Origin of the sequence: Actinomadura bangladeshensis (assembly GCF_004348335.1) — a bacterium.
Classification (GTDB): domain Bacteria; phylum Actinomycetota; class Actinomycetes; order Streptosporangiales; family Streptosporangiaceae; genus Spirillospora; species Spirillospora bangladeshensis.
Genome location: NZ_SMJW01000101.1, coordinates 1 through 12,947, shown reverse-complemented (window position 1 = coordinate 12,947; position 12,947 = coordinate 1). Strand labels below are relative to the sequence as shown.

At 71.6% G+C, this 12,947-nt stretch carries 11 protein-coding genes; 1 reads left to right on the top strand and 10 read right to left on the bottom strand.

Annotated features, from left to right (window positions below; translation table 11 throughout):
• Nucleotides 1-11 precede the first annotated feature (11 nt).
• Nucleotides 12-1,430 carry a cytochrome ubiquinol oxidase subunit I gene (locus E1284_RS20320; protein WP_131941201.1) on the bottom strand — a complete coding sequence of 473 codons (1,419 nt, stop codon included), beginning with the start codon at nucleotides 1,428-1,430 and terminating at the stop codon, nucleotides 12-14.
• Between the two features lie 140 nt (nucleotides 1,431-1,570).
• Here E1284_RS20320 and E1284_RS20315 point away from each other — a divergent pair, with 140 nt between their 5' ends.
• Nucleotides 1,571-2,062 carry a hypothetical protein gene (locus tag E1284_RS20315; protein ID WP_131941199.1) on the top strand — a complete coding sequence of 164 codons (492 nt, stop codon included), beginning with the start codon at nucleotides 1,571-1,573 and terminating at the stop codon, nucleotides 2,060-2,062.
• Nucleotides 2,063-2,094: 32 nt separating this feature from the next.
• Here E1284_RS20315 and E1284_RS20310 read toward each other — a convergent pair whose 3' ends face one another.
• The 9 genes from E1284_RS20310 to E1284_RS20270 all read right to left on the bottom strand — a co-directional run bounded on the left by E1284_RS20310 (nucleotide 2,095) and on the right by E1284_RS20270 (nucleotide 12,819).
• Entirely contained in the window at nucleotides 2,095-3,378 is a 1,284-nt protein-coding gene (locus E1284_RS20310) for a hypothetical protein (RefSeq protein WP_131941197.1), read from the bottom strand.
• The gene (locus E1284_RS20305) at nucleotides 3,378-4,646 is read right to left on the bottom strand and encodes an ATP-grasp domain-containing protein (protein WP_165965348.1); all 1,269 of its coding nucleotides are present in this window, start codon (nucleotides 4,644-4,646) and stop codon (nucleotides 3,378-3,380) included. The genes E1284_RS20310 and E1284_RS20305 overlap by 1 nt, the downstream gene beginning before the upstream one ends.
• A gap of 14 nt (nucleotides 4,647-4,660) precedes the next feature.
• Nucleotides 4,661-5,929 (bottom strand): MFS transporter, encoded by a 1,269-nt coding sequence (locus E1284_RS20300; RefSeq protein WP_131941193.1) that lies wholly within the window; start codon nucleotides 5,927-5,929, stop codon nucleotides 4,661-4,663.
• Entirely contained in the window at nucleotides 5,926-7,194 is a 1,269-nt protein-coding gene (locus tag E1284_RS20295) for an ATP-grasp domain-containing protein (RefSeq protein WP_131941191.1), read from the bottom strand. The genes E1284_RS20300 and E1284_RS20295 overlap by 4 nt, the downstream gene beginning before the upstream one ends.
• 20 nt (nucleotides 7,195-7,214) lie before the next feature.
• Complete coding sequence (locus tag E1284_RS20290; RefSeq protein WP_131941189.1) at nucleotides 7,215-8,330, bottom strand: amidinotransferase; 1,116 nt, start codon at nucleotides 8,328-8,330, stop codon at nucleotides 7,215-7,217.
• On the bottom strand, nucleotides 8,323-9,747 hold the full coding sequence (locus E1284_RS20285) for an iron-containing redox enzyme family protein (RefSeq protein WP_131941187.1): 1,425 nt from the start codon (nucleotides 9,745-9,747) through the stop codon (nucleotides 8,323-8,325). Before E1284_RS20285 ends, E1284_RS20290 begins: the two co-directional genes overlap by 8 nt.
• A complete protein-coding gene (locus E1284_RS20280) occupies nucleotides 9,744-10,883 on the bottom strand; it encodes a 50S ribosomal protein L11 methyltransferase (RefSeq protein ID WP_131941185.1) in 1,140 nt (379 codons plus the stop codon). Before E1284_RS20280 ends, E1284_RS20285 begins: the two co-directional genes overlap by 4 nt.
• Nucleotides 10,884-10,912: 29 nt before the next feature.
• Entirely contained in the window at nucleotides 10,913-11,305 is a 393-nt protein-coding gene (locus E1284_RS20275) for a Rieske 2Fe-2S domain-containing protein (RefSeq protein WP_131941183.1), read from the bottom strand.
• A gap of 128 nt (nucleotides 11,306-11,433) precedes the next feature.
• The gene (locus E1284_RS20270) at nucleotides 11,434-12,819 is read right to left on the bottom strand and encodes an iron-containing redox enzyme family protein (RefSeq protein ID WP_131941181.1); all 1,386 of its coding nucleotides are present in this window, start codon (nucleotides 12,817-12,819) and stop codon (nucleotides 11,434-11,436) included.
• Between the last annotated feature and the right edge of the window lie 128 nt (nucleotides 12,820-12,947).

Here is a 12,947-nt window from a genome sequence, read left to right as displayed (position 1 = left end):
GGCTCGGCTCCTCAGTAGGCGAACGCGAGCGAGCGCTCGGAGTCGGGGTCATCGGAGTCGTCGGACGGCGGCGGGGGCAGCACCTCGTCCTCGGACGGCGGCCCGGCCTTGGCGTACTTGAGCATCAGCCCCGCCTCGATGACCATGAGGAAGCCGTACAGCGCGGTCAGCGAGACGACGGAGATGAGCATCGACGTCGGGGACACGCCGGGCGAGACGCTCGCGGACGTCTTCAGCACCCCGAACACCGACCAGGGCTGCCGTCCCATCTCGGTGAAGATCCAGCCGGCGGAGTTGCCGATGAAGGGGAGCGCCAGCGACAGCACTCCGATCCGGTACACCCAGGGGTTGGACGGCAGGCGCCCGCGCCGCAGCAGCCACAGCCCGGCGAGCGAGACGAGCGCGGTGAGCATCCCGACCCCGACCATGATGCGGAAGTTCCAGTAGGCGATCGGGATGTTCGGCCGGTAGTCGCCGGGCCCGTAGCGGGCCTCCTCGGCGGCCTGGACGTCGTTGATGCCCTTGACCTCGCCGTCGAAGGTTCCGGTGGCGAGGAACGACAGGACGCGCGGCACCTTGATCCCGAAGACCTCCTCGTCGCCGTTCAGCGTCCCGACGGTGAAGATCGAGAAGGACGCGGGCTGCTCGGTCTCGTAGAGGGCCTCGGCGGCGGCCATCTTCATCGGCTGCTGCTCGGTCATGACCTTGCCCTGGATGTCGCCGCTGATGGCGACGCCGATGGACGCGACCGCGGTGACGGCGAGGGCGAGCTTCAGCGACGGCCGGAAGACCTCGATGTTCTTGCGGCGGGCGAGGTGCCAGGCGCTGACGCCGGCCATGAACAGCCCGCCGGTGACGAACGCCGCGGTGATCGTGTGCGGGAACGCGACGAGCTGCGTCGAGTTGGTGAGGACGGCCCAGAAGTCGGTGAGGACGGCCCGCCCGGACTCGTGGTCGATGCGGTAGCCGACGGGGTGCTGCATCCACGAGTTGGCGGCGAGGATGAAGTACGCCGACAGCAGCGTCCCGATGTGGACGATCCAGATGCAGGCGTTGTGCAGCTTGCCGTTCAGCCGGTCCCAGCCGAAGATCCACAGGCCGAGGAAGGTCGACTCGACGAAGAAGGCGAGCAGCCCCTCGATGGCGAGCGGCGCACCGAAGATGTCGCCGACGAACCGGGAGTAGTCACTCCAGTTCATACCGAACTGGAACTCCTGCACGATGCCGGTGACGATCCCCATCGCGAAGTTGATCAGGAAGAGCTTGCCCCAGAACTTCGTGGCGCGGAGGTACTTCGTCTTGCCCGTCCGCAGCCAGGCCGTCTCCAGGCCCGCGACGAGCGCGGACAGCCCGATCGTCAGCGGGACGAAGAAGAAGTGGTACACGGTGGTGATCCCGAACTGCCACCGTGCGATGTCGACCGAATCCATGGCGCTGTGCCTCTCGGCTATCTACTACAAGCTGTAGTACTACGTCCTGTGGGACATACTACGGCCTGTAGTACATCGAGAGGCCGTAAGGTCTCTCACAGTGCCGGGCGGCCGGTGGCACATCACGGAGGGCGGCGACGATGGGCATCCTGTGCGACTACTTCCGGGCCCCCGACCGGGAGACGGCCACGTCCGTCGTCCTGTCCGGGCCCGGCCTGCTCGAAGCGGCGCGGTCGCGTCCCGACATCGAGGCCGTCGATCTCAAGGGCATCGACCCCGTCGTCGCACTGGGGAAGCTGGTGACGCTGCTCGCCGGCCCGTCCTATGAGGAGATGGCGATGGCCGGCCGCATTCCGGTCGACCACATCCCCGGACCGGAACTGCTGACCCGGGAGGACGGCGAGCTGTTCATCGTCGAACTCGACGTGCTCGTCCGCGACACCCTCGCGGACGCGACCGAGGCCGTCCTGGACGACGTCGCCTTCGTCTGGGCGAACAGCGAGGAGTTCCTGCTGGGGCGCGAGACCTGGTTCGAGGCGGACGAGGTCCGCCCGGCGATGGACGACCTCGTGTCCATCGCCCGCCGTGCCCGCGCCGCCGACCAGATGCTCTACTGCGTCGTCTGCCCCTGACCCCATGGCCGTGGCGCGGGCGCGGCGGCCGCTCAGTAGTGGAAGGCGGAGGTCACGCGCGCGCCCGGTGCGCCCAGGTTGACGACGGACGCGGCCCCGGACGGGACGGCCCGGCAGAAGGCGCCGCCGTAGCCGTCCGGGAAGACGAAGAGGCCCCAGACGCCCAGCCAGTCCTCGACCGCGCCGGTCTCGGCGTTCAGCATCGGCTCCGTCGCCGGCACGACGCGGCGCTGGACGATGTAGTCCTGTTTCAGGCAGTCGGCGACCGTTTCGGCCCATTCGCGGTCGGTCTCGTCCCAGCCCACGCGGATGCCGCTGCCCGACAGGCCCGCGAACGGCTTGAGGATGAGGTGCTCGCGCTCCGCGCGGACCTGGTCGGCCAGCTCGGGGGTGAGCGTCCGCGTCCACGGCAGGATCCGGTCGAGCAGGGCGTTCTCGTCCGCCGAGAACTCGGCGCGCGCCTCCGGATCGGAGACCATCGCCAGGCAGCTCTTGTAGGAGAACATCGACGCCGTCAGGGGAGTCCACAGGACGACCTGGCCGTCCGCGTAGGCGCGCATGACGGTTTCGGCGGGCTCGTCGTTGCGCGGGTCCCGGGCGATCTGGTGGGCGGAGAAGTACCGCAGGACGAGGTCGATCTCGCGGCCCTGCAGGCAGAGCCGCCCGTTCTTGACCTCCACCTGGCCCAACTCGCCCAGGAGCAGCTCGATGCCGTACCGCTTCATCGTCTCCTGGAAGGAGAGGTGCAGGCCCTCGTACGCCGCCATGCCGCCGATGGCCTCCAGCGTCGCGACGACCGGCGCCTCCTTCCCGGTGGCCTGGACGAACTGGCGCGCTATAGCGGCCGGGGTGTCGACGGTCGACAGGCCGGCGGCGTCCGCGAACTCCGCGAACTCCTTGTCCGCGAGCAGGCCCCGGTTGAGCTCGCTCATGTCGACGCCGCCCAGCTCGCTGCCGATGTTGAACTCCAGCAGGCGGAACTGCGATCCGTCGTCGTAGAGGTCGGCCCGCCCGTACAGGACGGGGTCCCCGTCGAACCGCGTCATGAGCGAGGTGCGGCGGGCGTCCGCGCCGATCGCGGCGCAGAACCGGCGCCGGTCGCCGTCGAACAGCCGGTCCGGCAGGCACGCCATCAACCGGAACAGCCCGGCCAGGTCGTCGGCGGCCTGCCGCGTCCGCTCGGCGGAGGAGAACAGGGGACGGGACCCCAGGTACTTCCCCCACGCCGAGCGGAACACCGGCGCCAGGTCGGCGCGGGCCACGACATCGCCGAGGCCGCCGTCGGCGCACGCGTCCATATAGGTGCGGGTCACCATCACGAGGCCCCTTCGGAGGTGTCGACGACGAGATCCTTCTCGATCTTGCGGATGGCCTCGCGGTCGGCCTGGATCTGCTCCGGGTCCTCGTGGGCGAGGATGATGTAGCCCATCGTCATGCTGGCGAAGATGTCGGTGCTGGCGTCCACGTGGTCGCCGGTCCGGACGACGTGCACGGGCGAGTGGTAGCTGGGCAGGGCGCGGGCCTGGTCGTAGATCTCGGCGTTCCGCACGATGCCGGTCGAGTGCGACATCAGGAAGACCGCCATGACGTTGCGCCGCAGCGTGTAGCCGGGCGGCATGTCCGGACCGCGCCCCCGCACCAGGTCGATCGTCCGGGTCACCTGGCTCTCGCCGGACGCGATGAACGTCACCGCCGGGTTGCCCGCGCCGGACAGCCGCGCGTTGACCTCCAGCAGCCGCGGCCCGTCCGGCGTCATCATGATCTCGGTGTGCGCGGCCCAGTTGCGCAGGCCGACCGCGTCCAGCGAGGCGAGACCGTAGTCGATCAGCTCGCCGTAGGCGTCCCGGTCGTAGGGGAGCCACTCGACGCTGTCGTACACCGCGATGCCCTCGCCGAACGGCACCCGCCGGTACTTGATCATGTCGGTGATCGAGTGCCGGCCCTGGTGGCTGATGGTGTCGATCGCGTACTCGGTGCCGGTCAGCTGCTCCTGGACGAGCACCTCCTCGGCCAGGACGCCGAGCTTGTCGTGCGTGCCGAGCATCGCATCGAACAGCTCGCGCCACCCCTGCCCGGCGGGCGCGCGGCTCACCCCGACCGTGCCGGCGCTGGCGGGCGGCTTGACGACGAGGTCCACGCCGTCCAGCCCCTCGCGGTCGATCCACGCGGCGACCTCGGCCGGGTCGGCGGTGCAGATCTGCCGGGGGACGGGCAGGCCCGCGGCGGCGACGGCCTGGTGCATGGCGTACTTGTGGCGCCGGGCGTCCATCAGCGCGGGGTCGTTGGACAGCGCGGGCGCGAGCGCGTCCGTCAGCCGCTGCGCCAGCTCCAGTGCGGCCTCGGCGCCGTGGAAGACCGCGACCGGCTTCAGCGCGCCGAGCCGCTCGATCGTCTCCTCGGTGTCGCCGTGGTGGTTGATCACCGCGTCGTAGGCGGACGGGTCGTAGGCCGACTGCATCGGGGCCAGCGCCGGCCCGTCGTAGTCCATGACGGCGACGGGGCTGAACCCGGCCTCGCGCAGCGCGGGCGCGAGCAGCGCCGACGAGCTGAACGGCCGGACGACGGCGACGACGGGTCTGTTCATGGGGTCCATCACCTTCATGTGGGTTGGTCCGTCGGTTGGGTCGCGGCCATCGCGGGCGGGTCGGCTTCCGGCTCCGCGTCCGGGCGGCGGCGCGACACGCCCGCCCCCGCGAGGACGAGCACGGCGGCGACCAGCCCGCACGCGCCGGTCAGCACCCAGACGCCCGAGCCCCACGCGTGCCAGGCGGCGATGCCGATCATCGGGCCGATCGCGTACCCGACGTGCTGCGGGACGGTCGCCGCCGCGATGTAGCGGGCCCGCAGCGCGGGCGGCGCGACGAGCCCGGGGTAGGCCATCATCGACGGCGCCGCGATGATCTCCCCGGCCGTCCACACGGCGGTCGCGAGGACGAGCATCGCGACGGGGGTCGGCCCGGTGTAGGCGAGGTGGCCGATCCCGAGCACGGCCATGCCGATCGCCATCGGCAGCCCGATCGGCAGCCGCTGCGTCCATTTCGACAGCAGCACCTCGAAGGCGATGACCATGAACCCGTTGACGCTGAGCAGCGCCGCGTAGACCTTCTCGGTGTGGCCCGAGCCCGTGACGAACAGCGGCAGCGCCGCCGAGCTCTGGATGTAGGCGATCGCGGTGACGAACAGGCCGAGGACCACGAGGAGGAACCGCCGGTCGGCGAACACCTGCCGGTATCCGACGCGCTCCCCGGCGGCCGGCTTCGCGGTCCGCCCCTCCGGCTCCGGGTTGGAGCGCAGGGCCACGTAGGCGATGACGCCGAAGGCCAGCGACGTCGCCGCGTCCACGTAGAACAGCGCGTCGTAGGAGGAGTAGGCCAGCAGCAGCGCGGCGCCGATCGGGCCGACCGTCGTGCCGACGTTGAACGTCAGCCGCAGCACCGAGAAGACGATGACCTGCCGGTCGTCCGGCGTCAGCTCCACGACCCAGGCCAGCGCGGCCGGCCGGTACGCCTGCGCGGACAGGCCCGCTCCCCCGGCGACCAGCGCGCCGACCCACATGTTCGGGACGTGCACGAGCGCCGCGGTCAGCACCGCCGTGGCCGCCATCGCGCCGATGATCGCGCGCCGGTAGCCGAACCGGTCGGCGGCGGCGCCGCCGGCGGCCGATCCGGAGATCCGCCCGATCATCAGCGCGGTCAGCACCACGCCGCTCTCCCACGCGCTGAAACCGCGGTCGGTGAGGAACAGCACGAGGAACGCGTTGAGGAACGCGGCGAGGTTGATGACCAGGTTGCCGAGGACCAGGATCCGGACGGTCCCGCTCATCCCCCGCAGCGTGGCGAGGATCGTCGGGTGCTCGCCGGCCGTCATGGCGCGGGCTCCAGCGGGGTGCCCTTGAAGGTGAAGAAGCGCCCGGCGTCCGGGACGGCGGCCCGGGTCTCGGTCAGCGTCTCCCCCATCGCGATGACGTAGCCGGTGCGGGCCAGGCCGTGCGGCGGCAGCCGCACCCGCGCGCCGGGCTGCGTCCCGACCTCGACCTCGGTGATCGGCGGACGCATCAGCTCGCGGTGCGCGGTCGCCGAGACGATCTCCATGTCGTACGGGGGATAGGCGAACCGGATCGACGCGGCCTTGCGCGGCTTCGGGAACGCCACCTCGGGAGGACGTCCGACCGCCACGTCCGCCGCCGCGAGCGGGGCGTCGACGCCGGACGTCAGCATGCCGAGGTAGGGGATCATCCCGCCGCCCAGCCGGACGTTGATCTCGATGACGTGCTTGGCGCCGTCCGGGGTGAGCTTGAACTCGATGTGCGTGACCCCGTCGGTGAACCCGACCGCCGCGTGGACGCGGGTCAGCGTGTCCCGGAACTCGGCGTCGAACAGCAGGGGATCGCCCGCGTCGACGTCGTGGCCGATCTCCTCGAACGCCAGGTCGCCGGTGCCGCCGAGCACCTTCCGCGCCACGATCAGCGGCGTGCACTCCCCCTTGAACAGGACGCACTCGACGGAGATCTCCGGGCCGTCGAGGAACTCCTCCACGATCACGTAGTCGTCGAACTGGCGGATGCCGCCCATCCGCGTCCCGTCGGTGAGGGCGAACGCGGCGTCCAGGTCCTCCGGCCGCTCGACCTTGCTGAGGCCGAGGCTGCCGCCGAGGTTCCGGGGCTTGACGATGAGCGGGTAGCCGGTGTCGGCGGCGAACGCGCGGGCCTCCGCGAGCGACGACACGGCGCGGGACGCGGGCTGCGGGAACCCGGCGTCCGCCAGCGCCGTGCGCGTCGCGGCCTTGTCGCGGCACCGCGCCACCGCGTCCGGGTCGAGGACGGGGAACCCGAGCGCGGCCGACAGGTGCGCGGACGTCTCGATGTAGACCTCGTCGTAGCAGAAGACCCCGGCGACGTCGTGGTCGCGGGCGACGTCGCGCGCCGCCGCCGTCAGCTTCTCCAGGTCGAGGCAGTCGACGGCGGTGTGGCCGACGATGTAGGGGTCCTCCCAGGTGGCGGGGGTCGGGTTCAGCAGCCAGAGCCGGTACCGGGCCGACACCGACTCCAGGATGTACTTGCGGTAGACCCAGTAGCTGCTCGCGACGAGCAGGAGGAGCGGGCGGTCGTCGCCCGCCTGCGGGTGGTGCGTCATGCGGACCTCGATCCGGAGCGTCAGGAGCCGAAGTAGTCTTCGAGCCCGCCGCGGCGGCGGACGTCGAGGGTGGCGCAGTGGAATCCGCCGCCGAACGTGTTGACCGTGCGGAACGGGACGGGGATGGGCGTGAAGCCCTCCTTCTCCAGCAGCCGCAGCAGCTCGGTCTCCTGCGCCTCGACGAAGATCCGCTCGGGGTCGAGCATCAGCGTGTTCATCGCGATCCAGCGGCTGCAGAAGTACATGGTCTGGTCGGCGGGGATGGCGGGCTCGGGGCAGACCACCGTGTCCCAGCCGGCGAACATCTCCGGCAGCTCCCGCACCCGCTCCGGGTTGATCATGACCCGGCCGGGGCGCAGCGGCACGAACGTGGCGTTGAGGTGCATCGGGTGGTCGTCGATGAACGCGACCTCGTGCACCCGGAACGTGTCGCCGAGCAGCCGCCGCGTCCACTCGATCCCGAACCGGTTGGTGACGTGGCTGCGCTGGACGAGGATGTCGCGGCCGAAGCGCATGAAGTCGCCCGCGTCCAGGATCGGCTCGAACTCGGTGATGACGGACGTCGCGTCCGGGAACGGGTCGTCGGCCGACGGGGTCTGCGGCTTCGCCGCCGCGTAGCCGGGGTTGTAGGACGCGTCGGTGAGCTGCGGCTTCGGCGCGGCGACCCAGCCGGCGCCGCGCCGGAAGTAGTCCTTGAAGATCGTCCGGAACGGGTGGGTGGCGAAGTAGTACGACCGCCACCCCATCGTCGCCTCGACGATCCGGTCGCCCGCGACCAGCGCGATGTCGCGCGGGAAGGTGTGCGACGACCCGCCGGTGGACGACCAGTCGGCGGTGCCGAACGACCGGGACTGGTCGACCGGGTCGGGTCGCCGGACCGTCACCCCCTCGCCCTCCAGGATCGACACGAACCCTTCGAGCTCCTCGCGGGCCGCCTCGATCTGCTCCTGCGGGAACCCGCCGCCGCCGTTGCGCCGGTAGAAGTCCCACGCCTCGGGCGGCACGGTCGCCTCGATCGCCGGGTGCCACGGCGGGACGGCGGCGCCGTCGATGACGCCGACGATCACCTCTTCGAGCGGGTCCCACTCGTTGTACGAACCGACCGGATTCGCGGGGGTCGCGGGGCTCTCAGTCATCGCGCAGCGTCCTTTCGATGGTCCGTACGGTCACGCGCGCCTCGGGGGAGGCGGCCTTCAGGCCGTGCAGCCGGCTGCGCGGCACCAGCAGGACGTCGCCCGTCCCGAGCCGGTGCGGGCGGTCGGTCGCCCACGCGTACACGTCCACGTCGCCGGCCGTGACCTCGACGAGGCGGTCGGTCTCGTACACGTCGGTGCAGAACGGGCCGTCCGGGCGCAGGGTGGTCGTCACGGCGTCGTCCAGGGCGGCGGACGCCAGCGACGCGCCGGCCTCGGTGTGCTCGTCGAGGGTGTCGGCCCAGGCGATCTGGGCGCGGAAGTCGGCGTCGCCGAGGCGCAGCAGGAGCTTGGTGTCCTCGATGCCGCGCACCAGCTCGGGGATGACCAGCTCGCCGTGCGCGCGGGCCAGCCCGAGCAGCAGGTTCTCGTAGGTCATCCGCCCGTGGTGGACGTCGATGTGCGCGTGCTCGTCGCAGTACTTGGCGTCCACCCGGTCGCCGTAGACGGCGCGGAGCATGGCGCCGGTGTCGGCGAACCCCTGCGCGAACAGCCACTCCAGGTACGTCACCGCGGCCATGTAGCGGAACATGCCGCGGTGGTCCTCGGTGAGCCAGTTGAAGTAGTTGACGCCGACCAGGGAGCTGGTCAGGTAGAAGTTCCAGTAGGCGTGCACGTCGGTGCGCAGCCCGACGCTGGCCAGCATCTCCTTGAAGATCGTGCTGTGCTTCGCGCCGTAGACGCCGTAGCCGAACTCGTCGTTGAAGATCTTGAACAGCTCGGACTGCTCGACGCCGTAGGACCCGCCGAGGTTGCGCGCCATCGCGGACGCCTCCGTCAGCGCGTCCAGCGCGAGCTGGATCAGGTGCAGCGCGGCCGCGTCCTCGGGGCGGCGGCACTCGGTGATGGCCCGCATGGTGCCGGCCACCGGCGCGGACGCGTCCACCGCCGGGTTGACCCCGGACGCGTCGGCGGGCGCGCCGGCACCGCCGACCTCGGTGAGGAAGTACTCCTGCAGCTCGTCGAGCGTCCGGACGGGCGGGACGGGCACGGCGTCGTCCAGGAAGGAGAAGGCGTACCGCTCCAGGTCCGGGCGGACGAGGTCGCGCAGCCGGCGCACCTCGTCGCCGTAGAAGAGGTCGAAGTCGTCCTTGGCCGTGGCCAGCCCGGCGGCGGGCAGCAGGATCATGTCGCTCTCGTAGGCGTTGCAGAGCACGCGTCCGGCGATGAGCTGGCCGCGGCCGAGGAACCCGGCCTCGGTCGCGGGGACGGAGAAGTCGTGCTGGGCGGCGTCCGGCGGGCCGACCGGGCGCCGGAACGGGTTGCCGTCGATGTAGACGTCCGGTCCGGGCCGGAAGATGCGCTGCGCGCAGTACGCTGCGAGGGCGTCCTGCGTGGCGGGGACGGCGGCGATGGTCATGACACCACCTCGAAGACCGGGTCGTCGAGGGGCTCTCCGGCGGGCTCGCCGGTGGCGACCTTGAACCGCACGCACTCGCCGTCGTGCATCGCGTCCAGCACCACGGGTTCGCCCGGCTGGACGCGCTGGACGGCGGGCAGGCACTGGATCGCCTGCTTCCAGTGCGAGTCGCGCCCGGGTGGGTTGCCCACGGTGATCCCCGGCAGCAGCTCCATCTCGAACCAGAACACGACCGCGTGCAGCCGGCCCGGCGCCGTCGGGCGGATCCGCAGCTCGGTGCGCTGCGGGCGGGCGTCGGCGGTGCGGAAGTCGAAGTCGAACACCGTCACCGGCTCGGACAGGACGCGGTGCTCGTGCCGGTGCAGGCGCGAGTCGAAGTACTCCAGCGTCGACAGCCGGTTGAAGGGCGCGAGGTCGAAGCCGTACAGCTTGCCCACGTGGTTCTTGCGGTGCAGCGCGTCGCTCTCGACCAGCTGCGCGACGATCCGGCCCCGCGACGGCATGATCGTCGCGTCCGGGGCGAGCAGGTGCTCGCGGGCGTGCGCGATCGTGCCGAGGATGCCCTCGCCGAGCAGCCCGCAATCGACGATCTCGGTGACGAGCAGGCCGGCGCGGCGCGGCAGGTCCGCCGGCACCGACATCCGGGTCGACATCTTCGAGACGACGGTGACCGCGTCGTCGTATCCGGCCGCGCGCACCACCCGCGCCGTGGTCTCGGCGACGGACGGCTGCCCCTCGCACGCCACGACCCGCCGGGCTCCGGCGCGCGCCGCCATCATCGCCAGCAGCCCCGATCCGGCGCCGATGTCCAGCACCAGCGCGTCCGGGTCGGCCGCGACCGCCTGCCGGATCGCCCGGTCGTACAGCTCCGCGCGCTCCTCGTCGTGCAGCATCTCCCAGTGCCAGCGGGGGACGGCGCGGCGGACGGCCCGGTTCCGGCCGATCAGCGCCTCCTCGTTGCCGCGGTCCACACCGAGGATCAGCTCGAACGCCTTGACGGCGTCCTCGTAGCGTCCCTGGTGGTGCAGGTCGCGGCCCCAGTCGAGGAACGCGCCGAGCTCCAGGCCGGTGCCGTCCGGGCCGGTGCGGACCACCGGGCCGGGATCGGCCGGGTCGCGGTCGTGCGTGCTGGTCACGGCGGTGCCTCCTCGGTTCGCATGGGTGTTCATCGCCCCGCCGCCCCCTCGGGCCGGACGGCGCACGGCGCATCCGCACCGGCGGGGGCGTCCGGGGGGAGGTTCGCGAGGATCTCCCGGCGGATCACCGAGACCGGCGCGCCGTCGTCGTCCGGGAGCACGACGACGGCCTCGTCACCGCTGCGCACCATCGGCAGGCAGGTGCGGCGCACGGCGGCGACTCCGACCCGCGTGCCGTGCCAGGGGCAGATCAGCCGGCGCTCGTCCGGGGTGCGGCGGGCCAGGCTGAGCGGCCCGCCCCGGTGCGGGCAGTGATCGTGGACGAGCAGTGACCGTCCCTCCGACCGGAGGACGAAATAGCGGTCGTGGCCGACCATCAGGGTGTTGTGTCGGCTCAGATCCATGACGATGACGCGGCCCATGGGCTCCTCGTGTCGGTCGGCCGGCGGCGGGGCGGGTGGCGCCGCGGCGTTGCGGGCGTTGCGCGGGTCGGCGGGCAGGGGAGCATGGCGAGGTGGCGGGCGGCCTCGCCGTCGTGCGGGGGAGGGAGTCAGCCGGGAGCGGCGGTGTGCAGCAGGCAGGCGGTCCCGTCCGCGACCGCCCGCACGCCGTAGAGCCGGCCGGCGGGGATCAGCACGCGGTCGCCGCGCTCGAGCCGTTCGGGAGTGCCGGTCGGCGTGGTGACCAGGTCGGCCTCGCCCTGTTCGATCTCCAGGACGGTGTCGTCGTCGTGGCAGCGCGTCCCGAACGGGCTCCCGGGCGCCAGGGCGACCCGTCGCGTCCCGGTGACCTGGGCGGCGTCCGCGAGCTCGCGGTGCCGGGGGAGGTCGTCGGCCCACCGGATCTGCGCCGCGGTGTCCTCCTCGAACCAGCCGCCGATCAGCCGCGCCTCGGCGACGCCGCGCATCAGCTCCGGGACGACGCGCGGCCCGTGCCGCCCGGCCAGGGCCAGCAGGACCTGCTCCCGCGTGATGCGGCCGTGGTGCTCGTCGATATGCGCGTGCTCATCGCAGTAATGCAGGTCGACGGCGTCACCGAATATGTCGCGGAAGACCTTCACCATCTCCACGAACCCGGGCGCGAACACGGCTTCCGCGTAGGTGACCGCGCCCGCGTAGCGGAAGAACTTGGCGTGGTCGCGGGACAGGTAGTAATAGTAGTTGTTCGTCGCCAGCGGACCGGTCAGATAGAAATTCCAGTACGCGTGCACATGCGTGGCCATCGACCGGCTCCGCAGCATTTTGGCGAAGATCGTGGTGTGCTTGGCGTCGTAGACGCCGTACCCGAATTCATCGATGAAGATCTTGAACAGGGCGGACTGCTCGGGGCCGTAGGCGCCGGCCAGGTTGCGCGACATCGCGGACGCCTCGGTGAGCCCGTCGAGGGCGAGCTGGACGAGGTACAGGTCCGCGGCGCGCTCCCGGTCCCGGGCGGCGGCGACGGCGGCCAGCGCCGGCGACGGCCCGCCCGCGGCCTCGGCCACCACGTGCTGGAAGTAGGCGTCCAGCACCTCGGGGGTGGCGGAGCCGCTGACGTCCACCGCCTCGTCCAGGCAGGCGAACGCGAAGCGTTCCAGCTCCGAGACCGCGCCCTCGCGGAGTTCGCGCAGGTCACGGCCGTAGAAGAGGTCGAAGTCGTCGTGCAGGCCGGCCAGGCCCTGCTCGGGGAGCAGCACCGTCTCGGCCTCGTACCAGGTGCCGAGCAGCCGGTGCGCGGCGAGGGAGCGGTGCGCCGGCCACTCGTCGGCGCGCAGCGGCCGGCCGAAGTCGGCCTCGGCCAGCGCGGCGGGCAGGAGCATCCGGCGGTAGGGGTTCGGGCCGTGCAGTACTGCGGCGTCACCGCGGAAGAGCGGACTGGCCGCGAACGCGCGGATCCGCTCCCCTAGAGTGCCGCCGACACGTGTTTCGGCAGAATCTGCCTGAGGCTGGACTGTCATTTAGTTGGACCGTTCACCTGACTACTTCAAGGGTCGGGGTGTAGAAGGGTGCGCCGGGCCGATTGTGTCGGTCCGAAACATGAAGAACGGTGGGTGGTTCGTTGGCGGAGGGGCGTAGGCGGGGTGGG